Source organism: Streptomyces sp. NPDC104814 (assembly GCF_055583185.1).
The window spans coordinates 314,331-340,252 of record NZ_JBVJOL010000008.1; the positions used below are offsets into that span (position 1 = coordinate 314,331).

The 25,922-nt window shown below is 70.9% G+C and carries 22 protein-coding genes, 1 tRNA gene and 2 pseudogenes; 16 read left to right on the plus strand and 9 right to left on the minus strand.

Features of this window, described 5'->3' with window-relative positions; translation table 11 throughout:
• Positions 1-5 precede the first annotated feature (5 nt).
• Both ACZ64A_RS26295 and ACZ64A_RS26300 read right to left on the minus strand, forming a co-directional pair.
• On the minus strand, positions 6-1,409 hold the full coding sequence (locus tag ACZ64A_RS26295; RefSeq protein ID WP_469813633.1) for an exopolysaccharide biosynthesis polyprenyl glycosylphosphotransferase: 1,404 nt from the start codon (positions 1,407-1,409) through the stop codon (positions 6-8).
• Positions 1,406-2,581 carry a glycosyltransferase family 4 protein gene (locus ACZ64A_RS26300; RefSeq protein ID WP_469813635.1) on the minus strand — a complete coding sequence of 392 codons (1,176 nt, stop codon included), beginning with the start codon at positions 2,579-2,581 and terminating at the stop codon, positions 1,406-1,408. Before ACZ64A_RS26300 ends, ACZ64A_RS26295 begins: the two co-directional genes overlap by 4 nt.
• Positions 2,582-3,016: 435 nt before the next feature.
• Here ACZ64A_RS26300 and ACZ64A_RS26305 point away from each other — a divergent pair, with 435 nt between their 5' ends.
• The 7 genes from ACZ64A_RS26305 (at position 3,017) to ACZ64A_RS26335 (ending at position 7,765) form a co-directional block, all read left to right on the plus strand.
• On the plus strand, positions 3,017-3,256 hold the full coding sequence (locus tag ACZ64A_RS26305; protein ID WP_469813637.1) for a chaplin: 240 nt from the start codon (positions 3,017-3,019) through the stop codon (positions 3,254-3,256).
• 261 nt (positions 3,257-3,517) lie between these two features.
• A complete protein-coding gene (locus ACZ64A_RS26310; protein WP_469813639.1) occupies positions 3,518-4,204 on the plus strand; it encodes a hypothetical protein in 687 nt (228 codons plus the stop codon).
• 198 nt (positions 4,205-4,402) lie between these two features.
• Positions 4,403-4,690, plus strand: a complete 288-nt coding sequence (locus ACZ64A_RS26315) for a hypothetical protein (protein WP_469813641.1) — start codon at positions 4,403-4,405, stop codon at positions 4,688-4,690.
• Between the two features lie 197 nt (positions 4,691-4,887).
• Positions 4,888-5,385 (plus strand): DUF5949 family protein, encoded by a 498-nt coding sequence (locus tag ACZ64A_RS26320; protein WP_469813642.1) that lies wholly within the window; start codon positions 4,888-4,890, stop codon positions 5,383-5,385.
• Between the two features lie 259 nt (positions 5,386-5,644).
• Positions 5,645-6,154, plus strand: a complete 510-nt coding sequence (locus ACZ64A_RS26325) for a hypothetical protein (RefSeq protein ID WP_469813644.1) — start codon at positions 5,645-5,647, stop codon at positions 6,152-6,154.
• A gap of 245 nt (positions 6,155-6,399) precedes the next feature.
• A complete protein-coding gene (locus tag ACZ64A_RS26330) occupies positions 6,400-6,915 on the plus strand; it encodes a tyrosinase cofactor (RefSeq protein ID WP_469813646.1) in 516 nt (171 codons plus the stop codon).
• Positions 6,899-7,765 (plus strand): tyrosinase family protein, encoded by an 867-nt coding sequence (locus ACZ64A_RS26335; RefSeq protein WP_469813648.1) that lies wholly within the window; start codon positions 6,899-6,901, stop codon positions 7,763-7,765. The genes ACZ64A_RS26330 and ACZ64A_RS26335 overlap by 17 nt, the downstream gene beginning before the upstream one ends.
• A 92-nt stretch (positions 7,766-7,857) precedes the next feature.
• On the opposite strand, the gene ACZ64A_RS26340 is transcribed toward ACZ64A_RS26335, so the two are convergent.
• The 3 genes from ACZ64A_RS26340 to ACZ64A_RS26350 all read right to left on the minus strand — a co-directional run bounded on the left by ACZ64A_RS26340 (position 7,858) and on the right by ACZ64A_RS26350 (position 10,372).
• A complete protein-coding gene (locus ACZ64A_RS26340) occupies positions 7,858-8,145 on the minus strand; it encodes a chaplin (RefSeq protein ID WP_469813649.1) in 288 nt (95 codons plus the stop codon).
• A gap of 184 nt (positions 8,146-8,329) precedes the next feature.
• Positions 8,330-9,289, minus strand: coding sequence for a D-2-hydroxyacid dehydrogenase family protein (locus ACZ64A_RS26345; protein ID WP_469813651.1), 960 nt, complete (start codon positions 9,287-9,289; stop codon positions 8,330-8,332).
• Between the two features lie 60 nt (positions 9,290-9,349).
• Positions 9,350-10,372 carry an alpha/beta fold hydrolase gene (locus ACZ64A_RS26350; RefSeq protein WP_469813652.1) on the minus strand — a complete coding sequence of 341 codons (1,023 nt, stop codon included), beginning with the start codon at positions 10,370-10,372 and terminating at the stop codon, positions 9,350-9,352.
• A gap of 306 nt (positions 10,373-10,678) precedes the next feature.
• On the opposite strand from ACZ64A_RS26350, the gene ACZ64A_RS26355 reads away from it, so the two are divergent.
• The 5 genes and pseudogenes from ACZ64A_RS26355 to ACZ64A_RS26375 form a co-directional block, all read left to right on the plus strand.
• On the plus strand, positions 10,679-11,638 hold the full coding sequence (locus ACZ64A_RS26355) for a cucumopine synthase-related protein (RefSeq protein WP_469813654.1): 960 nt from the start codon (positions 10,679-10,681) through the stop codon (positions 11,636-11,638).
• A gap of 73 nt (positions 11,639-11,711) precedes the next feature.
• Positions 11,712-12,758 carry an NAD(P)/FAD-dependent oxidoreductase gene (locus ACZ64A_RS26360; RefSeq protein ID WP_469813656.1) on the plus strand — a complete coding sequence of 349 codons (1,047 nt, stop codon included), beginning with the start codon at positions 11,712-11,714 and terminating at the stop codon, positions 12,756-12,758.
• A 55-nt stretch (positions 12,759-12,813) separates the two neighbouring features.
• Complete coding sequence (locus tag ACZ64A_RS26365; RefSeq protein WP_469813658.1) at positions 12,814-14,580, plus strand: carbamoyltransferase family protein; 1,767 nt, start codon at positions 12,814-12,816, stop codon at positions 14,578-14,580.
• A 160-nt stretch (positions 14,581-14,740) separates the two neighbouring features.
• Positions 14,741-15,220: an SRPBCC family protein gene (locus tag ACZ64A_RS26370; RefSeq protein ID WP_469813660.1), complete on the plus strand. Its 480-nt coding sequence runs from the start codon at positions 14,741-14,743 to the stop codon at positions 15,218-15,220.
• Between the two features lie 11 nt (positions 15,221-15,231).
• Positions 15,232-15,843, plus strand: a pseudogene (locus ACZ64A_RS26375) (histidine phosphatase family protein); the annotation flags it as partial.
• 372 nt (positions 15,844-16,215) lie between these two features.
• Here ACZ64A_RS26375 and ACZ64A_RS26380 read toward each other — a convergent pair.
• Positions 16,216-16,464: a DUF7660 family protein gene (locus ACZ64A_RS26380; protein ID WP_469813661.1), complete on the minus strand. Its 249-nt coding sequence runs from the start codon at positions 16,462-16,464 to the stop codon at positions 16,216-16,218.
• 52 nt (positions 16,465-16,516) lie between these two features.
• Positions 16,517-16,930: pseudogene (locus ACZ64A_RS26385) on the minus strand (UTRA domain-containing protein); the annotation flags it as partial.
• A 471-nt stretch (positions 16,931-17,401) separates the two neighbouring features.
• Between ACZ64A_RS26385 and ACZ64A_RS26390 the strand changes: the two are divergent.
• Entirely contained in the window at positions 17,402-19,420 is a 2,019-nt protein-coding gene (locus ACZ64A_RS26390) for a hypothetical protein (protein ID WP_469813663.1), read from the plus strand.
• A gap of 456 nt (positions 19,421-19,876) precedes the next feature.
• Positions 19,877-21,010 (plus strand): tyrosine-type recombinase/integrase, encoded by a 1,134-nt coding sequence (locus ACZ64A_RS26395; RefSeq protein ID WP_469813665.1) that lies wholly within the window; start codon positions 19,877-19,879, stop codon positions 21,008-21,010.
• 178 nt (positions 21,011-21,188) lie between these two features.
• On the opposite strand, the gene ACZ64A_RS26400 is transcribed toward ACZ64A_RS26395, so the two are convergent.
• A tRNA-Arg gene (locus ACZ64A_RS26400) sits at positions 21,189-21,261 on the minus strand.
• A 315-nt stretch (positions 21,262-21,576) separates the two neighbouring features.
• Between ACZ64A_RS26400 and ACZ64A_RS26405 the strand changes: the two genes are divergently transcribed.
• Positions 21,577-23,187 (plus strand): dynamin family protein, encoded by a 1,611-nt coding sequence (locus ACZ64A_RS26405; RefSeq protein ID WP_469813666.1) that lies wholly within the window; start codon positions 21,577-21,579, stop codon positions 23,185-23,187.
• Here the strand turns inward: ACZ64A_RS26405 and ACZ64A_RS26410 are convergent.
• Positions 23,167-23,406 carry a hypothetical protein gene (locus tag ACZ64A_RS26410; RefSeq protein ID WP_469813668.1) on the minus strand — a complete coding sequence of 80 codons (240 nt, stop codon included), beginning with the start codon at positions 23,404-23,406 and terminating at the stop codon, positions 23,167-23,169. The genes ACZ64A_RS26405 and ACZ64A_RS26410 overlap by 21 nt on opposite strands.
• Positions 23,407-23,421: 15 nt before the next feature.
• Here ACZ64A_RS26410 and ACZ64A_RS26415 point away from each other — a divergent pair, with 15 nt between their 5' ends.
• Complete coding sequence (locus tag ACZ64A_RS26415) at positions 23,422-25,629, plus strand: YfjP family GTPase (RefSeq protein ID WP_469813670.1); 2,208 nt, start codon at positions 23,422-23,424, stop codon at positions 25,627-25,629.
• Positions 25,630-25,922: the final 293 nt, after the last annotated feature.

Below are 25,922 nucleotides of genomic sequence, written 5' to 3' on the forward strand. Positions count from 1 at the left end.
GGGGGTCAGCTCCCGCTCGGGCGCAGCAGCGCGGCCGCGGTGCGCAGCAGGATGCACACGTCCTGCCACAGCGACCAGTTGTCGATGTAGGCGTTGTCGAAGCGGGCCCGGTCCTCGATGGAGGTGTCACCGCGCAGCCCGTTGATCTGGGCGAGCCCGGTCAGGCCGGCCGGCATGCGGTGACGGGCGGCGTAGCCGGGGTGGGTCTGGCTGAACCGGGCGACGAAGTACGGGCGTTCGGGGCGCGGACCGACGAGGCTCATGTCGCCGCGGAAGACGTTCCACAGCTGCGGCAGCTCGTCGAGGGAGGTGCGGCGCAGCACGCGGCAGAAGGGGCTCATCTGCCTGTCGTCGGCCACGCTCCAGCGGGTGGCGGCCTCGTGCGCGTCGGCGGGCCGGTGGGTGCGGAACTTCAGCAGCGTGAAGGGCCGCCCGTCCTTGCCGATCCGCTCCTGCCGGAACAGCACGCCCGGCCCGCCGGTGATCCTCAGCACGGCCGCGCACACCAGCAGCACCGGACCGGCCGGCACCAGCAGCGCCCCGGCCACGGCGAGGTCCAGCAGCCGCTTGCCCGGGCTCCGCCTCGGGGCGCCCAGCTGAAGCCGGCGGCAGGCGAACCCGGCGAGCTGCTCCCGGGAGGCGTACGACGGGCAGTCCGCGTCGAGTTCCCACACCGTGCAGCCCGACTCGGCGAGCGCCCGCAGCAGCGGCCCCTGCGGGGAGCGCAGCGCCGGGTGGACGGCGAGGACGTCCCGTACGCCGTGCCGGAGCAGTGCCCGCCGTACCTCCTCGCCGGTGGTGAGCACGGGCAGGCCCTCGGTGCCCTCGGGGTGCTCGGCGACCACGCCCACCGGGCGCACCCCGCAGCGCGGGTGACGCAGCACCGCGGCGGCCACCCGCTGCGCGGCCGGGGCGGGGCCGACGACCAGGGCGGGGCGGGGACGGCGCAGCAGTGCGGCGCGGCGCCGCCCGTGCACGGTGGCGCGGGCGGCGCAGGCGGCCACCGACTGCGCGGCCACGCCGAGCAGCAGGACGCGGGCGGGCAGCGCGTGCTCCGGACGCAGCGCGGCGACGGCGGCGGCGAGTGCCAGCCAGCCGACCGCGATCCGGGCGCAGACGGCGGGCAGTTCGTCCAGCACCCCGGTCACCGGCCGGGAGCGTTGCGGGCGCAGCAGCAGCGTCACCGCGAGGAGGGCGGTGGCGGCGAGCGGGTGGTGGGGCGTCCCGGCGAGGGCGAGCGCGCCGGTCAGCGCGGCGAGCGCGTCGGCGGCGAGCAGCGGCAGCGGCGAGGCGGGCCGCGCGGGCGGCCGGCGCAGCGGGAACCGGAAGCCGTCGGCGGGCCGCGGCCTGACCGCGAGGGGCGCGTACGGCTGCGCGCCGGGCGGGGGAACGGTGCTTTCCGCGGTCACGAGTGGATGGACTCCCTGCACTCGGAGGGCACGACGCGGGATGCGGGCCGGCCGCCGAGCAGCGCGCGGTAGACGTCCGCGATCGCCTCGGCGGTGTGCCGCACGTCGTGCGTGGACAGGACGTGACGGCGTCCCAGCCGGCCGAGCGACGCGCGCAGCGACGCGTCGCGCAGCAGCGCGGTGACGGCGCCGGCCAGCGCCGCCGGGTCCGCGGGGGGCACCAGGCCGGGTCCGGCGAGGGCGGCCGGCAGGCTCTCGCGGGCGCCGTCCACGTCGGTGACCACCACCGGCCGTTCGCAGGCCATGGCCTCCAGCGGGGCCAGCGCCATGCCCTCCCAGCGCGAGGGCAGCACCACCAGGTCGGCGGCCCGGTACCAGGGCAGGGGGTCGGCGACGGCACCCGGGAACAGCACGGACCGCGGGGCGCGGGCGCCCAAGGACGCCTGCTCGGGTCCGTCGCCGACCAACGCCAGCCGGGCGTCGGGAAGTTCGCGGACGACGGCGTCCCATGCGTCGAGCAGGACGTCCTGCCCCTTCTGCCGGCACAGCCGTCCCACGCACACCACGAGCGGGCCCGCCGTCTGCTCCTGCGGCAGCAGGGCGGCCCGTGCGGGGCCGGCGCCGCCCGGTTGGAAGCGGTCGGTGTCGATGCCGTTGGGCACGACGGACCAGCGCCCGCGCACCCCGGCGCGCTCACCCCGCGCACGCTCCGCCTCGCTCACGCACACCACCCGGGAGGCCCAGCGCGCCCCCCATCGCTCCCAGGCCAGCGAGAGCGCGCCCACCGGCCCGCCGACCGCCTCGAAGGACCAGGCGTGCGGCTGGAACACCGTCGGGATCCGCCCGCGCACGGCCAGCCGCCCGGCGAGCCCGGCCTTCGCGCTGTGCAGGTGCACCACGTCCGGGTCCGCGTCCGCCGTCAGCCGGGCGAGGCGCCGCACCTCGGGGCCGAGGCCGGGGCCGGGCGAGCGGGTCGCGGGCCAGGGCCGCACCTGTGCGCCCAGCGCGCGCAAGGCGGCGGCGAGGGGGCCCTCGGGACAGGCCACCGCCACGTCGAGACCGGCGCCGAGCTGGGCGCGCGCCAGGTCACTCACGACCTGGGCGACCCCGCCGTCCACGGGCTGCGTGACATGCAGGACCCGGGCCCGAGGGGCGGTGGCTTGCTGGTGCATGGCGCGGTTTCCTCGCTCACGGATGGTCCTCGTCACGGGCGGGAACGCGTTGGCTGCCGGTCGTCGGCGGCGACGAAGAGCGCGTCGGCCCCCGCCGCGTCCCGCTGGGAAACGAGCCGGCGGGCCGGCTGGTCACCACCGCGCCGCAACCCCTTGGCCAGATCGAACGCATGGGCGGTCCTGTTCGCACAGGTGGTCGGAGGGCTCACCCGCCGGAGGTCTCCTGTCGGGGGCCTCGGCCGGTGCCTCGGAGGTCCGCAACTCTAGTTGCCAACCGGACTAATCCGGTGAAATGCGGCATGTGTGTCGGAACCGTGAAGCCGGGGGGCGGGCGCATCACTCCTTTGGCGGCACAACTCCCGGCGGCGTCAGGCGTTGACACAGCGCCGGGCAATCGCCCGGGTGTTTTGTTTCAACCCCAAGGAGCACCTCTCCATGTCGCGTATCGCGAAGGGCCTGGTCCTGACCTCCGCCGCCGTCGCGGCCGTCGCCGGCGGTGCCGGTGTGGCCGCCGCCGACGCCGGCGCGGGTGCCGCCGCTCACGGTTCGCCCGGCGTCATCTCGGGCAACGTCGTCCAGGTTCCGATCCACATCCCGATCAACGTCTGCGGCAACACCGTCGACATCATCGGCCTGCTGAACCCGGCCTTCGGCAACACCTGCGTCAACGACTGACGTCGTTCGCACCCCGACCGGCCGCCCTTCCGCGAGGAGGGCGGCCGGTCCGCGTTGTGGGGTCCGTTGCGTGTCCCCCGAACGGGGGGACGGGGCAGGCCGTGCGCGTCACGGCTCGGCCCGGCCGTCCGGGCGTCTCACCAGGGCGGACGGCGGCGCTGCGGCGAACGGGTGGTCACCGTGCGGATTCGATCGGTTGCGCGACGCAGTGGCCGCTCGCACGGTGGGAGCACGACCCTTCGCACATCGAAAGGAACCCCCATGCGTGGTCTGTCCGTCCGGCGTGTCGCGTCCACCGCACTCTGCGCCGCCCTCGCCCTCGGCATCGCCGCCCCTTCCGCCCTGGCGGCCGACACCGCCCCCGAGGGCCACCGTGCGGCGTCCCGGGCGCCCGCCCCCGACGCGGACGGCGTGCTCGACCAGGTGGCGGGCCTGGGCGACCTCGGCGCGCTGCTCAAGCCGGTCACCGACCTCCTCGGCAACCTCCTCGGCAACGGCACCGGCCAGCTCGGCGCCGACGACGCGGCCGACCTCACCGGCACCGTCCAGGACGTCCTCGCCGAGGTGCAGGCGGACCTGCCGTCGGCGACGAACGTCTCCTCCACGGTCACCACCACCCCGGGCACCACCACCCCGAGCACCGCCGCCACGCCGAGCACGCCGGCCACCGCGGCCACCCCCGCGACGACCACGTCCGGGCACACGGACGCCGCGCTCGCCGACCTGCAGAAGGCCGTCGACGCCCTGGTCAAGGCCACCGGCTCGGCGGACAACGCCCAGATGGGCCCCGCCACGAACGGCCTCGTGACCGGCGTGGTCAACCTGGTCAACGCCACGCTGACGGACAGCGGTCTGTCCACGTCCGGTCTCACCGGGCTGACCGACGTGCCGGCGGCCACGACCCTGCCGGCGCCCCTCCCGGCGACGCCCGCGCCGTCGGCGTCGTGAGTGACGGGACGACCGGCGGCCCTCCGGGGATCTCATAGGACGTTGAGAAACGCCGATGAGACACCCCCTTCCTTCGGGTGGCATTCCGGGTGCGCAGCAGAAAGTCACTGCGCACCCGGTTTCCGCGTCCCGCGCGAGTCGTTGGGCACGACGTCAGAATTCCCTGAGGCGACCTGAGTTGCCGAAGAGAGGAACACGATGAAGTCCCTGAAGGCTGCAGCGGTCGTCGCCGGGTCGATGGTCCTCGCGGGCGCCGCCGCCCCCGCGTTCGCCTACAACAACTCCGACCTCACGCCGACCAGCCTCAACGGCGCGCTGAACACCCTGGCCAAGGGTGACGTCGGTCTCGCGGACGCCATGCCGCTCAAGCACCAGTCGGACGCGCTGGACACCGAGAACAAGGACTCCGCGCTCAGCGCGCTGAACGGCGCCACCGCCACCGTGAACAAGAGCGGTCTGCTGGGCGGCCTGCCGCTGGGCGGCTGAGCCTGCGCCGGAGCCGAGGGCCGGTCCCGCCGTGCCGGGTGCGAACGCACCCGCCCGCACGCGGAACCGGCCCTCGGTCGTGTCCGCGAGGCGCTGTTCGAGGCGCGTCCCTCGATCGTGTGGAGCACCCCCCGGCCGTCGTCCGGTCGGGTGAGCGCGGGCCGGGCGGCGGCAGAACCCGCCGATATGGTCGCGCGGTGACCTCAACCTCAAGCGAAGCCCCGTTCCGCGCCGCCGACCTGGGCACCCTCGTGATGATGCCCTGGAGCGGCGAGGCCCCCGACGGCGCCGACATGCCCTACCTCCTCGTCTACTCCCTCGGCGACACCGCCGACGGACCCGAGGGGACGGCCGCAGCGGTGGAGCGGCTGCTGCGCGACAAGGGCCTGCCCGTCGGCGGCGACCTCGTCGACGGCAACACCCGGCCCAGCCTGCCGGTCACCCTGCTCGTCGAGTCCGGCGCCGCCGTCGTCACCCTGCACCCGCTCGTCGCGCAGTGCGCCCCGCCGCCGGAGTGGCTCGCCGCGGCCGCCGAGCGCGGTTACGCCTACCTGGTGTTCACCACGCGCGCATGGCCCGAGGCCGAACCCGGCAAGAGCGTCGAGCCGGAGGCCCTGGCGGAGTTCGCCGGCGCCGAGGAGACCCTGCGGGCCGCCGCGCACCTCGTGCTGCCGGTCCGCAGCGTGCGCCGCTGACCCCCGCACACCCTCCGGCACCGGTGGGACAGACGGGTGAGCAGACAACGATCCCGTCCTACTACTGCGGCAGCCGGGCGAATTGTGCACTGCCGGCGAATCCCGGCTCGTTGAGCGGTACGCACGCCCGGGGCCTGTCGTTTGGATCAGGCCGGCTGTGAGGTGCGGTGCGTCTCGGCCGACCCCAGACCCCGCGACGCCGGAATGATCCAGACGACAGGCCCTGGCCCCCGAACTCGTGAAAGGGCCCGTACCCGACATGAAGCCGACCACCCGAGGAACCCTCGCCGCCGTGCTCACCTGTGTGGCCGCCGCGGCCGGCGCAGCCCCCGCCGCCGCGGTGAACGCGATCCCCGTCCCCGTGCCGCTGAAGGGCGCGGAGAAGGCCCTGCACATGGAGCTGCCCGAGGTCGGCGGCGAGGTGCCGCTGCCGAAGCCCGGCACGCCCGAGGGCCCGCGGTTCGTCGAGGGCCGCCTGCTGCCCGAGCGGGTGCTCCCGCCGCTGCCGCTCACGGCCGGACTGCCCGGTGCGGGCCTGCGCGCGCCGCTGCCGCACCTGCTCGGTGACGACTTCGACCACCTCGGCCTCCAGGCGCCCTCCTCCGACCTGCGCACGCTCGGCCCGGGCCTGGACCTGGACGCCCCGCTCACCGCGCCCCACCCCGGCAGGGCCGGCCTTCCGCAGGCGAAGCTGCCGGAGGTGGGGGTGATCGCTCCGGTGCTGCAGACGGTGCCGCAGGCCGCCCTGGGGCTGGGCTCCGGACTGTAGCGGGCAGGGCGGGACCGGGGCGCCGCGGCCCCGGTCGCTGCCGCGCGGTGTGGCTCGCCGGGCCCGGGTGGAGACGTTCCGCCCGGGCCCGCCGCCGTGTCGTACGCGTGCCGTATGGGCCGGATGGGCGCCGAGCGGTGACCCGGGCGGGTGCCGGGCGGTTAGCGGTGTCGACACAGCGGAGCGAGCTGTCGGCGGCCGGCAGGCCCCGTCGCCGGCGGCCCGGAGCGGACGAGGAGCACAGCATGGTCGTGAGCATCGGCCAGGTGGCGGCGGACGGCGAGGGTGTGGCGGTGCCGGCCAGACCGGGGCCCGCGCACGGCACCCGGCGGGAGGTGCTGCGCGGACTGCTCGTGCCGGCGGTGGCGCTGGCGTTCACCCCGGCACTGGCCGCCTGGCCGCGGCACTCGGCGGACGGCGGCGAGGACACCGCGTTCGACGAGACCTACCGGGGCCGCCGCATCCAGGGCGTGAAGCTCGCCGGTGCGCGCACCTTCGGCACCGGTCAGTGGCAGGTCACCGTCGACGGACGCCCGCTGCACCTGATGCGCCGGGCCGACGGCACCTGGCTGAGCATGGTCGACCACTACCGGTCGTACCCCACGCCGCTGGAGGCGACCCGGGCCGCGGTCGACGCCCTCGGCCCCGACCAGCAGCTGCGCGCGACCCCGCTCGATCACGGAGGTCAGGGCGGGTCCGGGGGCCACGGGGAGCACGCGGGGCGGGACCACATGGGGGGAGACCATGGCGTACACGCGTAAGGACGTCAGCACGTTGACCGCCGCCGAGAAGCGGCGGTTCGTCCGCGCGCTGCTGGAACTCAAACGGCGCGGCGAGTACGACGACTACGTGCGGATGCACATCGAGTACTACACCTCCGACGGCGAGGACGGCCTGCGGACGGCGCACATGGCACCGTCCTTCCTGCCCTGGCACCGCAAGTTCGTGCTGGAGCTGGAACGGGCGCTGCGCCGGATCGACGACTCGGTGACCGTGCCGTACTGGGACTGGACGCGCCAGCGCGGCACCCGGTCCCTGCCGTGGACCGACGACCTGCTCGGCGGCAACGGGCGCAGCGGGGACCAGCAGGTGACGACCGGGCCGTTCGCCTACCGCGAGGGCAACTGGACGATCAAGGAGAACGTCACCGACGGCCGGTTCCTCACCCGGGACCTCGGCCGGGCCCGCGACCCGCTGGAACTGCCGACGCGCACCGAGCTGGAGGCGGCGCTGGACGACCCGGTGTACGACGTCTCGCCGTGGGACTCCACGGTCACCCGGGGGTTCCGCAACAAGCTGGAGGGCTGGGGCACCGGCCGCGGCAGCGCGTCCTGGCACACCCACAACCGGGTGCACCGCTGGGTGGGCGGGGTGATGCTGGGCGGCGCGTCCGTCAACGACCCGGTCTTCTGGCTGCACCACGCCTTCATCGACCTGCAGTGGACGCGCTGGCAGCAACGCCACCGCGGCGCGGCCTACCAGCCGGAGAGGCCGCCGGCCCGGGGCACCGCGCAGTACCGCAGGGTCGTGGCCCGGTACGAGAAGCTGCCTCCGTGGGACGTCACACCGGACTCGCTGCAGGACGTCAGCCGGATCTACCGGTACGTCTGAGGCGCGCGGCCACGGGGAGAGCCCCGGCGCTCGAGGTGCCGGGGCTCTCGGGGAGTTCCGCGGAACTCGGGGGGAAGGCGGGTGCGGCGGCGTCAGTTGCCGTAGCCGCCGCCCTTGCCGTCGTCGTGGCCGCCGTGGTCGCTGACGTTGGCGCAGGTGTTGCCGAACGCCGGGTTGAGCAGGGCGATGATGTTGACGGTGTTCCCGCACAGGTTGATCGGGACGTGGACCGGCACCTGGACGGCGTTGCCCGAGACGACACCCGGCGAGTCGATCGCGGCGGCACCGGCCCCCGCGTCCGCCACGGCCAGACCGGCTCCGCTGAGCACCAGGGCACCCGTGCCGAGGGTGGCGGCGGCCGCCTTCGCGATGCGAGACATCACATCTCCTTCTGAATCGGTGAGCGCGGCGGCGGATCGTCCGCCGCACTGCCCGTTCAACGCGGCTGCTGACGCGGGGTCACGGCGTATCCGCCCGCGTCACCCTTTTTGAACAGGGAGTTCCGGCGGACGGCGGCACGGCAGGCGGGAAGTGCGGGGCGGGGACGGGGGGCGGCGGGCGCCGTCACGGCAGAAGGCGTACCGGGGAGCCGTCCAGATAGGCCGCGATGTTCTCCACGGCCTGGCCGTAGTACGTGCGGTAGTTGGCCCGGGAGACGTAGCCCAGGTGGGGGGTGGCGAGCAGGCGGGGAGCCGTGCGCATCGGATGGCCGGGCGGGAGCGGCTCGACGTCGAAGACATCGACACCGGCGCCGGCGATACGGCCCTCACGCAGGGCGGCGAGCAGCGCGTCCTGGTCGACGAGGGCCGAGCGGGAGGTGTTGATCAGGTAGGCGGACGGCTTGAGCAGGGCGAGTTCGGCGGCGCCGAGCAAACCCCGGGTGCGTTCGCTCAGCGCGAGGTGGACGGAGACGAAGTCGCTGCCGGCGAGCAGCTCCTCCTTGGAGGCGGCGCGTTCGACACCGACCTCGTCGGCGCGTTCCCGGGTGAGGTTCTGGCTCCAGGCGCTGACCCGCATCCCGAACGCCAGCCCGACCTGGGCGACACGGCTGCCGATCTTGCCGAGGCCGAGCAGGCCGAGCCGGCTGCCGTGCAGATCGGCGCCGACGGTGGACTGCCAGGGGCCGCCGGAACGCAGGGCGGCGCTCTCCTCGACGATGCCGCGGGCGAGGCCGAGGAGCAGCGCCCAGGTCAGTTCGACGGGCGGGGTGGAGGAGCTGGCCGTGCCGCACACGGTGACGCCCTGCGCGGCGGCCGCGGCGTAGTCGATGACGCTGTTGCGCATCCCGGAGGCGATCAGCAGCCGCAGCCTGGGCAGGCGGGTGAGGAGGGAGGCCGGGAAGGGGACGCGCTCGCGCAGGGTGACGACGATCTCGAAGTCGGCGAGGGCGGCGGCGAGATCGTCCTCGTCCGTGAAGTGCGTGTCGAACGGGACGACCTCGACCCGGTCCGCGACCGGTGACCAGTCGGCCAGGCCGGTGGCCACGTTCTGGAAGTCGTCGAGCACGGCGCAGCGCAGGAGCACGGTTCTTTTCCGATCATGGTGTCGGCGTCATGGCGTGCTCATGCTAATGAGGGGCGCTGGTCAGCGGTCCCGGACCGGCCCGGGGAGGGAGGCCAGCCACGTGAGGAGGATCTCGTTGATCTCCTCGGGGCGTTCCTGCTGGATCCAGTGGCCGCAGCCGTCGAGGAGGTGGGAGGAGACCAGTCCGGGCAGCGTGACCGCGTAGGCGTCGATCGCGTCGGCCAGCCAGGTGGTGGAGGCGTCCAGGGTGCCGCCGGCGAACAGCGAGGGCTGGGTGAGGGGAGCGCCGTGGAGGGCGGCGAGATCCTCCCAGTCGCGGTCCATGGCCCGGTAGCGGTTGAGGGCTCCGGTGAGACCGGTCCGCTCGAACTCGGCAGCGTAGAAGTCGAGATCCCGCTCGGTGAGCCACCCGGGCAGCCGTCCGGTGGGGAAACGGTCGCGCAGGGTGCCGCCCTCGGCGACGAAGTGCGGGTCCGGGGCGCCGGCCGGGGGCAGGGTGTCGCCGGACAGGGCGGCGTAGAAACCCGCGAGCCAGCCGCGCACGTCCGGCTCGATCTCGGCCTCGGCGCGGCCGGGCTGCTGAAAGTAGGAGACGTAGAACTCCTCCTTGCCGCCCATCGCGGCGAAGACGTCACGCGGGCGCGGGCCGCCGGGCGGGGTGTACGGCACGCTCAGCATGCCCACCGCGCGGAACACCCCGGGGTGCAGCAGAGCGCTGTGCGCGGCGATGGCGGCGCCCCAGTCGTGGCCGACGACCACGGCGGACTCCTCGCCCAGGGCACGCACCACGGCGACGTTGTCCTCGACGAGCTCGACCATCCGGTACGCGCGCGGGTCGTCCGGCTTGGAGGACCGCCCGTACCCGCGCACGTCGACGGCGACGGCCCGGTACCCGGCGCCGGCGAGCGCGGGCAACTGACGCCGCCACGAGTACCAGGACTCCGGGAACCCGTGGACCAGCAGCACCAGCGGGCCGGCGCCCTGCTCGACGAGATGGATGCGGCCGGCGGGGGAGGGGACGGTGTGGTGGGTGGCGGGGGAGGGGACGGTGCGGTGGGTGGCGGGCGAGGGCGGCTGGGCCATGGTCTCCTCCGGGGGTGCTGGGGTGACACTCGGGCGGGCTGCTTCACCGCCGATCATCCGGGGGCCGGGGCGCGGAGACGAGCGCATTTGCCGGTCCGGCAAACCCGTCGGGAAGGGGCCGGGTACAGCCCTGCGCGGGGGGCCGTGAAGCCGCCGTACACCCAACCGTTCGAGCGATGGTTCTTGTAGGAACGCACGAACCTCCCCTCTCAAGCCGCTCTCGTTTCATGGTTTCAACGCCTGTCTGAAACAGGCCTGTTGACGATGTACTCCTCGGACAAGCCGAACAAACGAACGGGGAAAACCTTGTCCGAGAAGCTGCCCGGACGTCAGATCGAGATCTCCTGGCCCGACCTCGGCATCACGGTCACCGCCGACCTTGACGACCGCAACCCGGCACTCGCCGACGCCCTGTGGAACTCGCTGCCCTACCAGAGCCTCCAGGGCCACGCCCTCATCGCGGGGGAGCACCTCTATCACGTGGCGCCGATACCCACCCTGCTCCACACCCCCCACTCCACCCGCATCCCGGACCGGCGCGAAGCGCCCAACGGCACCGTGTTCTGCTCCGGTCTGCAGCACCTGGGCATCAAGTACGGCACCCTGACCGAGCCGATGCCCGCCACGCCCGTCGGCCAGATCCGCGAGGCGGACATGCCCGGCCTGCTGGAAGCCGGCGCCGCGATCTGGGACGCCGTCTACTCCACGAAGAAGCAGATCCACGCCGAGGTCCGCCGCGCGGGCGAGCCGGGCGGCCACCGCATCCCGATGCTCCACGCCACCAACCCGACCGCCGACCAGCTGATCGCCGACATCCTCGCCGAGACCGAGAAGATCTGGCTCGAGCCCCCGGCCGAGCTGGACGGCCTCCACCAGGGCATCATCCCCTCCCGGGCCGGCAACTTCGGGACCGTCCTGCCCACCCTGCTGTTCGTCAACGGCGAGACCCGGCCCCTGGGGTACGCGGCCTACGGCGGACTCGTCCGCGCCGCGGTCCAGGACATGCCCATGGACTCCCTCGTCCACATGACCCGCCTCCTCGTCGGCGTCCCCGCCGAATTCCTGGGCTACTGCGGCCTGGAGAAGCTGTGGGCGTTCACCCAGCGCTTCCTCGACGTCCTCGACGACCTCGACCGCGCCGACTTCTACGCCGTCACCAGCCAGATGGCGCTCTACATCAACTGCCTCGGCGGCTGGAACCTCCAGCTGTACCCGTGGGAGACCGGCGACCACCTGCGCCAGCAGGACGTCACGGCAGGCGCGTAGCGATGCCCGGAGCGCGGTCCGCTCCGGTACCCCGTCGCACCGCCTGAACCCACACCAGAGGAGAAGCAAGACCTTGAGCGCTCTTCCTGCCCGCGCTGACGCCGTCGTCATCGGCGGGGGAGTGATCGGAACTTCCGCCGCCCACCACCTCGCCGAAGCCGGCGTGGACACCGTGCTGCTGGAACGCGGCAACCTCGGCGGCGGGGCGTCCGCCCACACCGCGGGCATGGTCCGCACCTACTTCCCCGGCAACCCCGACACCGGGCGCCGGGCCGTGCGCAGCCTGAACGCCTATCACCGGTTCGCGCGCGACACCGGGGTCCCGCTCGGTCTGAAGCGGCTCGGGTTCATGGTGCTGTTCACCGACGAAGCGCAGATCGCCGACTACGAGGCCGACCGCCCGGCTCAGCAGGACGCCGGCGTCGAGGTCGGGCTGATCGGCGCCCGCGAGGCCTGCGAGCTGAACCCGCTGATCGCCGAGCGGGCCGTCCTGGCCGCAGCCTGGGCTCCGGAGGCGTACCACGTCGACGGCCTCGACATCGTCCGCGGCTACGCCGCCGCCGCCCGCAACCACGGTGCCCGTCTGCTCACCCACACACCGGTCACCGGCATCGACGACGACAACACCGTCCACACCCCGCGGGGCAGCATCAAGGCGGACAGCGTCGTGTGCACGGCCGGGCCCTGGTCCGGTGAAGTGGCCTCCCTGGCATCGGTGGAGCTGCCGCTGACGCCCCACGCGATGGAGATGCTGCTCACCGACGTCCCGCCCGCCGCGCAGCGCGAGATGCCCATGACGATGCACGCCGGCTCCGGCCTGCGGATCCGCTCATGGAAGGACCGCATCCTCCTCGCCATGGGCGCGCCCAAGGCCGGCGAGGCACGGGAAGCCTGGCTCGGCCGCATCTCCGGCCACCTCGGCACCCTGTTCCCCGCCCTGGACGGCATCGGACTGCATCGCGCGTGGACGGGCGACTTCGACGCGAGCCCCGGCAACACCGCCTTCATCGGCGAACACCCCACCCGCCGCTTCCTGTACGCGGCCGGATTCACCGGCGCCGGCCTGTGCCAGGCACCCGCGGCCGGAGAAAAGCTCCGCGATCTGCTGATCGCCAAGTAGCCCCATAACCGGAAAGAATGCCGTGATTGTTCTTGGATGTAATGGTTTCAGTCGGGTGTCGGAGTTCTTCTCCGAACGCTTCGGTGCGACCGGCATCAACAAGCATTACCTCTTGGGTCACGACGCCGCCGCCGCACTCCTGATGAACGGCCGCCTGGTCGCGGCGGTGGAGGAGGAACGCCTCAACCGGGAGAAGAAGACCACCGACTTCCCCGCGAAGGCGATCGCCTGGTGCCTGGAGGAAGCCGGGATCACCTTCGACGACGTCGATCTGTTCGCCTTCCCGTGGAACTGGTCCACCCAGGTTCTGAACGAGATCCTGGACGGCATCCGCACCTCGCCGCTGCCGCAGCCCGCGAAGACGAACCTCATGGCCGACATGGCCGACCTGTTCGACGAGATCGTCAGCCCCGAAGCGATCCTCGCGGACTTCGAGGCCCGCACCGGACACCGTCCCGACCCGGCCAAGGTCCGCTTCGTCCCGCACCACCTGGCCCACGCCACGACCGGCTACTACCTCGCCGGCATGAAGGACTCCGCGTTCCTCGTCAGCGACGGCCGCGCCGAACGCTTCTCGACCCTGACCGGCGAGATCCGCGACGGCCGGATCACCGTCTTCGAGGACTCCGTCACCGGGTCCGAGTACTCGATGGGCACCCTGTTCTCGGCCATCACCCGCTTCCTCGGCTTCGTCCCCAACAACGACGAGTACAAGGTGATGGGTCTGGCCGGGTACACCGACCCGCCCACCCCCAACCCGTTCGTCGACCGGCTTCTGCGGCTGCACGACGACGGCCGCTACAGCTTCACCAAGCCCCTGCAGACCGACGACCCGCACAGCCACGACGCCCTGTTCGAGGAGTACTTCGGGCCCTTCGAGGACACCCTCGCCTACCAGGCCAACGTCGCAGCCGCCGCGCAGCAGATGCTGAACGTCGCGACCGCCCACCAGGTCCGCCACCTGGAGAAGAAGACCGACCTCGACCGGCTGCTGTTCGAAGGCGGCGTCGCCCTGAACTGCCTGAACAACACCCCGCTGTTCGAAGGCTCGCGCTTCACGGACATGCAGGTCAGCTTCGGCGCCTCCGACACCGGCATCACCATCGGAGCGGTGGCCCACGCCTGGCTCAACCACCCCGACACCGGCCCCGCGAGCATCCTGGCGGCCGCCGCCCCCGTCACCCCCTACCTCGGCCCCGCCTACGACGACGCCGCGATCGAGGAGGCCCTCGAAGCGTTCGGCGACCGGATCGTCGTATCGCGGCTGGACGACGACGAGGTCGTCGAGCAGGTGGCGAAACTGCTGACCGAGAAGGTCGTCGTCGGCTGGTTCGAAGGCCGCATCGAGCACGGGCCACGCGCGCTGGGGCACCGCAGCATCCTCGCCAACCCCGGCTTCCCCGACATCAAGGACATCATCAACACCCGGGTCAAGCACCGCGAACCCTTCCGCCCGTTCGCTCCCCTCGTCCTCGAGGAGCAGGCGCCGGAGGTCTTCGACATGGGGCGCAAGACCAGCTCCCCGCACATGACGTTCGTCTTCCCGGTCCGCGAGGCGTACCGGGACCGCATCCCCGGCGCCGTGCACGTGGACGGCACCTCTCGCATCCAGACCCTGACGGACGAGGGCACCCCCCGACTGACGGCGCTGCTGCGGAGGTTCACCGCGCTGACGGGCACGCCCTGCCTGATCAACACGTCGTTCAACGTCGCCGGCGAACCCATCGTCTGCACCCCCACCGACGCCCTGAACTGCTTCCTGGGCACGGAGATCGACTACCTGGTCCTCGGAAACCACCTGGTCGCCAAGAACGCGTCGTAGCGGCCTGGAGTCCTGGCGAGCTGGCGTCCTGGCGCCCTGATGTCCTGGCGTCCTGGGAGCCCTCGAAGGCCTGGAAGTCCCGAAGCCCTGAAGCCCTGGGGCTGACCGCCCTGGGGCTGACCGCCCTGAAGTCCTGAAGCCCTAGAAGAAAGAGCAGCTCGTGCCGATCCAGCGCAAGCACACCATGTACCACTCCACCATCCTCGACGCCGACCCGGACACCGTATGGGCGACCATCCGCGACGCCATGCAGATCCTGGAGATCGTCTCCCCCGGCGACCTGGACGTCCACCGGGACGTCAGCTGGGTGGAGGGAGGCTCGGTCGAAACCGTCCCCGCACGGTACGACTTCAAGCTCACGCTCAGCGGCAAGGTCGTCCAGCAGGAGATCGCCGCCCGCGACGAGATCAACAGGACCCAGTCCTACCGGGCCGTCGCCCCCACCAGCGGTGTCGCCAGCTACGAGGCGACCATCCGGGTGTTCCCCATCACCAACGACCCGGCCCGCAGCTTCTTCGACTGGTCGCGGATCCTGGAGATCGCCGAGGACGCCGACCTGAACGTGGTCGAGGGCATCATCGAGATCATGGAGAAGCAGACCGACTGCGTACGGGACCACTTCGCGCAGACCGCGAAGTGAGGGACGTGACGACGCTCGTCCTGCTGCGGCACGGCGAAACCCTGCTCACCCCCGAGCGGCGGCTCTCCGGCAGCGGAGGATCCAACCCGGGACTCTCACCTGCCGGACGCCGCCAGGCCGGGGCGGCGGCGGACGCCCTCGCCCGCCGCGGCGGCATCGAGGCGGTCGTCACATCACCGTTGCGGCGCTGCCGGGAGACGGCCCAGCCGATCGCCGCGCGCCTCGGCCTGAACGCCCAGGTCGACCGGGACCTGCGGGAAGCGGACTTCGGCGCCTGGGAGGGCCTGACCTTCGGCGAAGTCCGCGAACGCTACCCGGACGACCTGAGCGCATGGCTCGCCTCGCCCGAGGCTCCCCCCTCGGGCGCGGACGAGACCATGCAGCAGGTCATCCGCAGGGTCGCCGCCGTACGAGACGGTCTGCTGGCCCGGTACGCCGGCGCCACGGTCCTGGTGGTCTCCCACGTCGTCCCCGTCCGCACCCTGCTCCGCCTCGCCCTCCAGGCCCCACCGCACAGCCTGTTCCGCATGGAGGTCGCGGCAGCGTCCCTGTCGACGGTCACCTACGCGGAGGACGGCACCGCGACGGTCCAGACCCTGAACGACACCCACCACTTGCACTGACCCGCCTCGCCCGGGGGCCCGGCACACCTGCACGAGGTGCGCGCCGGCCCCTCAGGCGTACGGACGCTCCCCGGGTATGTCGTCGTGGGGGGCGCCGAGGGAATCTCCAACCTCATGTGCCCATGTGCCCACGTGCCAGTGACGTGGCGATGAAGCAGCCGCTGCGCGGGCAGAACCACTCGGCTCGGCCCGCTTCCTGCTGACAGACCTGTCACCACCCCAAGGCGACACCCACGACCGCACGTCGTACCAGTTGATGTCGGTCGCCAGCCGTACGGGCGGAAGCCGGACCCCGAGAAACGGTGGGGCGTGTCGCACGCGCGCCGAGCGCGTCATCGTCTGGACTTCGACACGCATTCGACCCGGCTCTGACTACTCGTACACTGTCGCTGCTTGCAGAGCTCGCGCGAAGAACGTCCAGTCACCGTCAGACGGCAACTCGCGGCCGGTGTTGCGGTACCAGCCGTCCGCGTCGTCGACCCAGGCGGCGAGGGCTTCCAAGAAGCTCGGAACGTCCGCGTTCTCCCATGAGCCTCCGTCCTCGGCGTGACTGCAACGCAGGGAACGAACGAAGGCTGCCAGGTCTTCTCTGCTGTCGACGCGGTCAGGCGGAGTCGTCATACTGCGGACCCTACTTGGCACGCCAAGTTGAAGGCCTCCTGCCTGGGCGGAGTTAGCGGTTGATCGGGATCTCGTAGACGATCTCGCAGTGAGCGGCGGGCACCACGATGTCCGCTGTCTCCACGGGCCGTCCCTCGTCGCCGTAGTACGTCCGCCTGATGTGCGTGACGAGTGCAGACTTCTGAACGCCCAGAAGCGAGGCCTCCTCGGCGGTCGCCTGCCGAGGCTCCGGCTGCTCCACGGCGTGGCTGACGGTGATGCCGATAGCGGCCATGCGGTTCACGACACCCGTCCCGGCGTGCGGCCCTCCCTCGGGGAGGACGACGAGTGTGCCGGCGGTGAGGTCGTACGGCTCCCAACTGGTCGACAGTTGCAGCGGCCTACCGTCGGCCAGGAACTCGTACGTCGTGCGGACGCAAAGGTCGCCCTCCGCGATGCCGAGCCGTGCCGCGATGTCCGCCGGCGCCGAGCTCATGATCGTGCCCGGACCGGGCACGACGACTGCGTCCACACTCAGACGCTCGAAGCCTACGGACATGGCCTCTACGCGGTGCTATACGAGGAACTGGCCGCCGGCATCTCCGGGCTTGGGGAAGCTGTGCGCTGCAAGGACGCACATGGGCCCTCAACGCGCAGATACCCCACGCTTGACGTAGCGTTGGGTATACGAATGCGCTAAGGGAATCCGCACAGACCGCCAGTGTCAGCAGCGATGTCTCCCTGAGTCGCGCTTCGCCGCAAGCACGTAATGCGGGTGATCAGCATGTCGCCAAGCAATCCAAGTGACTTCGTCGCAGTAACCGGTGATCCAACTCTCGACTGGGGCATAATGCTGCCTGATCACCGATGCCCAACAATGGAAGAGCGGCTTAATTCTGCGGCTACCACCCACTGGCACTGGGGCGGCGCTCTAGGTCTCTGCGAGCTAGTGCGACTCGTGGCATCAGACCCCGACCAAGTACGCGGCCAAGATTGGCCGAAACCGGCGGACCCCTCTGGGGCTGACCCTAGATTCCATCATTCGTACAACATTCTGCAATTCCTGCCATTGCCGGACGAAAGAAGCGGGAAGAGTAAAACTCAAGAAGAAAGGAAAGTGCGAGTTAGAGAGTTTCTGGGGTTCCATATTCAGAGCAAACTTGAGCCCCTAAAGCAACCCAGCGTCAAGGCCGGGCAATCCTTGGCCCTCCTGCTTATAGACGATGCGGGATTTGGTTTCGGCGATAACGAAGAACTTTGCAAGAGCACCAGTGATTTGGCAAGAAGGGGAGACCCCTGGATACTTGTAAAACTTGGGACTCGGGCACTAGAAGGCAGGAGTAAGCTCTGGCGAGACCTCAGTAACTCACCTGACGTTCGCGACCACATCATCCCTATCGTCACGGCTCCGGGCCTACGGGAAATAGGCGCCGCTGTAAGCAGAGGGCTCTCGTGGGAACGCGCAGCCCAAGATGTGCTGGCGGAGCTCGAACTTGGCGAGCGGGATGAAAAATCCGCCCTTAGCGGTCTTGCCAAATATAGGCGGCTAGTGGTGTCATTTGGCCCATCAGGCGCCCTCCTCGTTGATCGCGCATCCAGGCAGACACGGCATCAACTTATTTTCCATAGGGAACTGACGGAAGCTACGTGGGGCGAACGTGACCACGGCAGTATGTTCGGTTACACGCAAGTGCTAACAGCCGCAATTGCAGGCTCACTGTTGAAACGAATAGGGAATAAGCGCTCCGTCTCGGCGACCCTCGCTGAGGGAATAAGAAATGGCCTGATTGCCATGCGTACTGTGTACGATCTCGGGTTCGAGTCTGATTCAGGATTCGACGAACTTGAAGGTCGGCGGCGCCCCGGAGAGATCCATTTCCCACGAGTTTGCATGACGGGAGGACCCAACTCAGAGAAGCACCTCGGAGAGTTGGAAGACACCCAGGTGCCAGAGCCTAGGCTCGGCTCCGAGGTGCCCACGTGGTCAAGTCTCGCATCCTTCGCAGCGAAATCTCCAGAAAGTTTGGAAGACAAAGCCGTTCAAGTGGCGATCCAAGGGTGTGGGCGGCTAAAAGGTGTGCCGATCGCACACTTTCATGACCTCATAACGGCCGATTGGCATGAAATAGAGGGTCTGCGTGTAGTGCAGAACCTGATAGCGGAATATATAAGCAATCCAGAAAAGAAGAAGCCACGATCGATTGCCGTATTCGGCAGGCCCGGAGATGGGAAATCTTTCGCGGTGCGAGAGGTGGTGACATCGCTTTACCCTGACCGCGACAAAGGGCTGATGTTCAATCTCTCACAGTTCCAATCTGTCGCCGACCTGGCTAGCGCACTGCACCAAGTGAGAGACAGGGGACTCCAAGGAGAGGCGCCGCTTGTCTTCTGGGACGAATTTGACTCCAATTGTCGAGAAACTCCCTTGGGGTGGCTGCCGTACTTCCTGTCTCCAATGCAAGATGGAACATTTCAGCAAGGCGAGATAGTGCACCCTATAGGGCGCGCAATATTTGTATTTGCTGGAGGTACTTGTCATCGATACGATCAGTTCATCAAGATGGCAAAAGGGGCCGGAGGCAATTCGAAGGCGACCGACTTCGCAAGCCGATTGCAGGGATACCTGGACGTTGCGGGTCCCAATCCTGGCAAAAATCGAAATAAGAACAAAGCTGCCTGGATGATCCATCGCGCTCTCCTTCTGAACCATTTCCTCACTGATGCAGGAATAGGTAAGAAAGAGGGGAAACTCGATATCGACGAGGGTGTGGTAAAGGCCTTCCTTCAGGTTGATAAGTATTTCCACGGCGCACGATCCATGCAAACAGTGGTCGATATTAGTCGACTGTACAAGGGTGGAAGGTTTGGTCGGGCCAGCTTGCCGCACGCGAGTCTTCTCAACTTGCATGTCAACGCGGACGAATTTCTGAATATTGTTCGAGAGGTTCCGCTCGATAGGCCGAATTTCGACGTTTGACGTGAGCGTACAAGACCGTAAGTCGGTGACTGTTCGGCTTAAAAGCTTCGTTCCTGTCGTAGGAGGCGCTGTCCAGATAGGTCGGTGGAGCGGCTTTGGGCTCGCGCCGAATTGGCTGCCTAAAGCCGTGGAGCCGACCGCCCTAGCCACAGAGGGTTTCTCCCCATGACGTGCCCGTAGCCGCCGAGCGCGCCGCCAGGCGCGGCCAGCCGGGGCGAAGACAGGAGGCAGGCCGCGCCGCAGAGGCGGCGCGCGCCCGCGCTGTGCGCGGGCCTTGATGAAGTAGAGAAAGTCTTATCCCGTCGTCGGCCTGGAGTTCTCGTCGGTGCTCGCCCCTCAGGTTCAAAGAAGGGGTGACAGTGGCACGCCTGCCCTGCGGTCCTCCCGTCCGATCTCGTGGCCCCTTCCAGGGAGGGCGACATCCGAGCCGTTGCCATCGCGACTCGGCTACGTCCCTTGCGTGCCGATCCCCAGGAACTCGGCGGCAACAGTCGCAAGAGCCTCGCCAAGACCCTGACCGCGACCACCATCGCGCTGTTGCGGGCCCAGCCCACCGCGTTCGCCCCCGTGGCTGTACGCACCGCTCTGCGTGAGTGGGCCTTCAACACGAACCGACGCCCGCAGGCACCCCGAAACGTCGTGGACATCCTCCGCTGGGTCGAACGGAACTCCCTGCCCGTATCGGCCTGGGAGGACCCGGAGAAGGTCGACGAGGTCTTGCGCGCTATCGACACCCGCCTCGACGGCAAGCAGGCGGCGGCCTGGTCCCGGAAGCGCAACCGCCGGATCCTCAACGTCGCCATGAAGTATGCGATCCGGCGACGCATCCTCCGGACCAACCCCCTGCCCAAGGGCAAGGAGCCGACGGCCGTCGCCAAGACCACGAACGCCGTCGACAAGCGGTCCCTGCTGAATCCCGAGCAGGCGGCGGCCATCCTCGACTGGATACGGCGCCGGCCCCGGGGCGGCAAGAGGCTCCACGCCTTCTTTGCCACCCTGTACTACTGCGGGCCCAGGCCCGAGGAAGCCGTGGCCATGCGCGTCGAGGACGTCACGCTGCCCGAGCCCGACGCCGACGACCAGTGGTGCGAGCTGCTGATCCACACCGCGACCCCTGAGGTCGGGAAGCAGTGGACCGACACCGGGCAGATCCACGAGCAACGCGACCTGAAAGGCCGGGCTGAGGGCGAGACGCGTACCGTGCCGGGGCACCCGGCCCTGACTCGGATCCTGCGGCAGCACATCGAGGACGAACAGCTCCAGTCGGGTGATCTGCTCTTCCAGGGTGAGTCCGGGGGCATCCTCGCCGGGTCCGTCATCCGTCGGGCGTGGCGCAGCGCGCGGAAGTCCGTACTGCCCCCGCACGTCTACGAGTCGCCCACCGGGCGCCGCGTGTACGACAACCGCAACACGCGGCTGACGAAATGGCTCAACGACGGGATACCGCCCGCCCAGGTCGCTGAGTGGGCCGGGAACAGCGTGGCTGTGCTCCTCGCCACTTACGCCCGATGCGTGGACGGGCAGCTGCCGGACCTCAAGCGGCGGCTCGAAGCCGCGGGCGGCCTGCCGGAGCCGCCTGGCGCCGGCTGAGTCCTGACCCAAAAACTTCGACACGTATTCGACAGAGCCACCCGCGAAAACCCGGTGACAGCCGTACAGCCCCGGACCCTGCCCTTGATCATCGAGAGGCCGTCTGGGGCTTCGCTGCGCCCGCTCGCACCCACTCTGGCCAGCAAAAAGCCCTCCCCAGGGGGAGGGCGGAGACATGCGCCCCCGGCAGGACTCGAACCTGCGGCCAAGCGCTTAGAAGGCGCCTGCTCTATCCACTGAGCTACGGGGGCCTGGTGTGGCCTCGGTCGTGGGGGCGGGCGGGCCGCACCCTGACGTTGCCGGGGACAAGGATAGGGCTCCCGGTTCCCTCACCCTGTCGCTTCGCCTCCGTGGCTCGGTGTGGAGGTTCGGTGAAGCGGTCCCGATAATCGCAGGCAGGTGCGAATCGTGCAGCGCTTTTGGCGTCTGGCGGGCCGGGTGTTGTGCACTCGTTATGCCTGCGCTGTGCTCATGTCCCGGTCATCCCTTCCGTCCCTTGTGTTCTATCGGCGCGCAGACATGCCTATATGCTTCAGAATTCCCTCAAAATTGGGCATTCTTCGCATGTGGTGACCTTGGACGTACGGCCTCAGCTGCTCGACGCACTCTCCGCCCTGCGCGACCGTGTCGCCGCCGCACGCTTTCCGCTGCCTCTGGCGGGAGCCCCACGCGCGCGTGCCAACCGCGACGAACTGCTCGCGCAGCTCGACGACTACCTGGTGCCCCGCCTGCGGCGGCCCGACGCGCCGCTGCTGGCCGTCGTGGGCGGTTCCACCGGCGCGGGCAAGTCGACGCTCGTCAACTCCCTGGTGGGCAGACGCGTCAGTGAGGCGGGTGTACTGCGGCCGACGACCCGGACGCCGGTGCTGGTCTGTCACCCGGACGACCATCACTGGTTCAGCGGGACACGGATCCTGCCCGGCCTCGCCCGGGTGTGGGTGCCCCATCAGGAACCCGGCGAAGAGGAACTGTTCCTCCCCGGGGACAACCCCACGCGCGTGCTGCGCATCGAGACCGCCGACAACCTGCCGCCCGGCCTCGCCCTGCTCGACGCCCCCGACATCGACTCCCTCGTCGCCGACAACCGTGTCCTGGCCGCCGAGCTGATCTGCGCCGCCGACATCTGGGTCATGGTCACCACCGCCGCCCGCTACGCCGACGCCGTGCCCTGGCACCTGCTGCGCACCGCCAAGGAGTACGACGCCACCCTGGTGACCGTCCTCGACCGGGTGCCCCACCAGGTCGTCTCCGAGGTCTCCCGGCAGTACGGCGCCCTCCTCACCAAGGCCGGCCTCGGCGACGTGCCCCGCTTCACCGTGCCCGAACTCCCGGAGTCCGCCTGGGGCGCGGGGCTGCTCCCGGCCAGCGCCGTCGCCTCGCTGCGCACCTGGCTGGTGCACCAGACGCAGGATCCCGCCGCCCGCCGGCACGCCATGGCCCGTACCGTCCACGGCGTCCTCGACTCCCTCAAGTCCCGGATGCCCGAACTGGCGAGCGCCGCCGCCCAGCAGTACGCCGCCGCCCTGCGGCTGACCGCCGCCGTCGACGGCGCCTACGACAGCGAGCACGCGCGCGTGCGCAGCAGGCTGCAGGCCGGTGCCGTCCTCGCCGGCGACGCGCTCAAGCGCTGGCGGGCCTTCCCGCTCGACTGCACTCCCGGGGAACTGCTCGACGCCCTTGTGGAGAGCCTCGCCACGCTGCTGCTATGCGCCGTGACCGCCGCCGACGAACGCATCGACGAGGCCTGGCGCCGGGAACCGGGCGCGGACGCCCCCGGCCTCGCCGACCGCGACGCCGGCCTGGAGAGCGCCGAGCACCGCATCGGACTCGCGGTACGGCGCTGGCGGCGCGAGCTCGAGGAGTACGCCGAGGAAGAGGTCCGCGAGATCGAACGCGGCACCGCGCCCGATCCGGAGGCGCTCGCCGCGCTCGTCGCCACCGCGCTGCTCGGCGGCCGCCGGGCGCGCTCCGCCGGTGAGGGCCTGGCCGAACGGATCGGTGCCCACGGCGCGCTGCGGCTGCGCGACCGGGGCGGGCGGCTGCTCACCGAGCACGTCGACCGGGTGCTGCACGCCGAACGCGAGCGCCGGCTGGCGCCTCTGGACGAACTCGACGTCCACCCCGAGCCGCAGGCCGAACTCATCGCCGCGCTGTCCCTACTGCAGAAGGAGAGGTGACCGGTGGCCGCCGTCACTGACCAGGACCACACCGAGCACACCGATCACCTCGGTCGTTCCGCTCACCTGGAACACGTGGAACACAGGGAACACGTGGAACACAGGGAACACGCGGAGCACATGGATCGCAGTGATCACGTTCGTCCTGGCGATCACCTTGATCGTGTTGATCACGTCGATGATCGGGACCAGCTGAATCAACCGGAGCACCCGGATCACTCAGTGGAGAAGGCCGTGGACGACGACGAACGCCGGGAGGGGGACGCCTCCGCCGTCACGGGCGCCGGGCCGGATCCCGCCGGGAACGAGAAAACGGTGGACGGCGGGCCCCGGGCCGGCTCCTCGGACGAGGCTGCGGCAGACGTTGCTGCCGGTGCCGTGGTGACGCAGGGGAGCACGGAGGACGGCGCCCGCGTTTCCGACGGCGACCCCGGGGACGCCAAGGCCCAGGCCTCCTCCTCCGGTGCCGTCGGCGGCTACGCGCGCGTGCCCGGGGGGCGCACCGAGCCCGACGGTACCCCCGGGGACCGTACGCAACCGGGCCGCGCACCTCACGGCCGTACGCAGATCGACGGCACCCCCGGCGGCCGTACGACGGCCGATCGCGTTAAGGGCGAGCGGCCCGCGAACGACCGTAGGGAATCCGATCGCGTGAAGGGCGATCGGCCCTCCGAGGACCGGGCGACGGCCGAGCCGGTCTCCGACGACCGCGGCCAGGCCGGTGCCGCCGGTCAGGACGACGCCGTCGGGGTCTGGGACGACGGGCTCATCGCCCGGCGGGTCACCGAGACCACCGCCGCCGAGCAGACGCCGTTGGAGCCGCGGGCCCCCGGGCCGCTGAGCGTCGCGCCCATGGCGTACGACGGGCCGTTGCGCTCCCGGCTGGACGCGCTGCGCGAGCTCGTCGGGCTCTCCCGCACCCGCCTGGACAACCGCACCCTCGCCGAGGCCGGCCGGGTCCTGGACGAGGCGTCCGCGCGGCGCCGGTTGTCCGGGCAGCACACCGTCGTCGCCCTCGCGGGCGCCACCGGCAGCGGCAAGTCGCAGCTGTTCAACGCGCTCGCCGGAGTGCCCATCTCGGAGACGGGGGTACGGCGGCCCACCACCGCCGCGCCCATCGCGTGCAGCTGGAGCGACGGCGCCGTCGGCCTGATCGAACGGCTCGGCATCCCGCCCCGGCTGCGCCGCCGCCCGCTGCAGAACGCCGACTCCGAGCAGCAGCTGCGCGGGCTCATCCTGGTCGACCTGCCCGACCACGACTCCGCGGCGGTGCAGCACCGCGAGCAGGTGGACCGCATCCTGAAGCTGGTCGACGCCGTCATCTGGGTCGTCGACCCGGAGAAGTACGCCGACGCGATGCTGCACGAGCGCTATCTGCGGCCCATGGCGGGGCACGCGGAGGTGATGTTCGTCGTGCTCAACCAGATCGACCGGTTGCCCGGCGAGGCCACCGATCTGGTCCTGGACGATCTGCGGCGGCTGCTGGACGAGGACGGCATCGCTCTCGGGGAGTTCGGCGAACCCGGCGCGACCGTGCTGGCGCTGTCCGCGCTCACCGGCGACGGCGTGGGCGATCTGCGGGAGGCGCTCGGGCAGTTCGTCGCCGAGCGGGGGGCCGCGGCCCGCCGTATCGCCGCCGATGTCGACGCGGCCGCGGTCGGACTGCGGCCGGTGTACGCCACGCGCCGGCGGCCGGGGCTGGCCGAGGAGGCGCGCGAGGAGTTCTCCGCGCAGCTCGCGGACGCGGTGGGCGCCACGGCGGCCGGCGAGGCGGCCGAGCGGGCTTGGTTGCGCAACGCCAACCGGGCCTGCGGCACGCCGTGGCTGCGGCTGTGGCGCTGGTACCAGGACCGCCGCGAACCCGCGACGGGCCGGCTGCCGCTGCGCTCCCAGCCCGACGAGGAGGCCACGGCGCGGCAGCGGGTCGAGCACGCCGTGCGCACGGTGGCCGACCAGGCCTCGGCCGGGCTGCCCGCGCCCTGGGCGCAGGCGGTGCGGGAGGCGGCGGTGCGCGGCGCGCAGGGGCTGCCGGAGGCGCTGGACGAGCTGGCGACGCGTGCCGGGCTGCCTCCCGGCCGGCCGCCGCGTCCCGGCTGGTGGCCGGTGGCGGTGCTGGCGCAGGCGTCGATGACGCTGCTTCAGATCGTGGGCGGTGTGTGGCTGGTGGGGCAGATCATCGGGGTGATGGCGCCGAACCTGGGCGTGCCGGTGCTGCTGATGGTGTGCGGGATCGTCGGCGGCCCCCTCATCGAGTGGGGATGCCGTATGGCGGCGCGCGGGCCGGCGCGGCGGTACGGGCAGGAGGCGGAACGGCGGCTCAGAGAGGCGGCCGGCGCGTGCGGCCGGGCCCGCGTGCTCGATCCGCTGGCCGCGGAGCTGCTGCGGTACCGCGAGGTACGGGAGCAGTACGCCCGGGTCACGGGGGTGGGGGTGAGTCACTGAGCCGGGGCGAGTCACTGAGCCGGTGAAGGGGCTGGAGGCGAGTCACTGCGCCCGTGAAGAGGGTGGGTGAGGTGTCGCGGGACGACGGTTCACCCGTGCGGGTGGCGGAGTTGTCCACAGGTCGGGGCTGATCCACAGCGCTCAGCGGGCCCGGCCCGACGGAGGCAGTCTGGCTGTGCGGCGATCGCGACGGACGCGGTGGTCGCACGGGCGACGGCGACGAACGCGGTCGCCGTGCGCGGCGGCAGGGGCTCGACCCGGCCGCCGTGGCCAGACACCGCCGTCGGGACGGG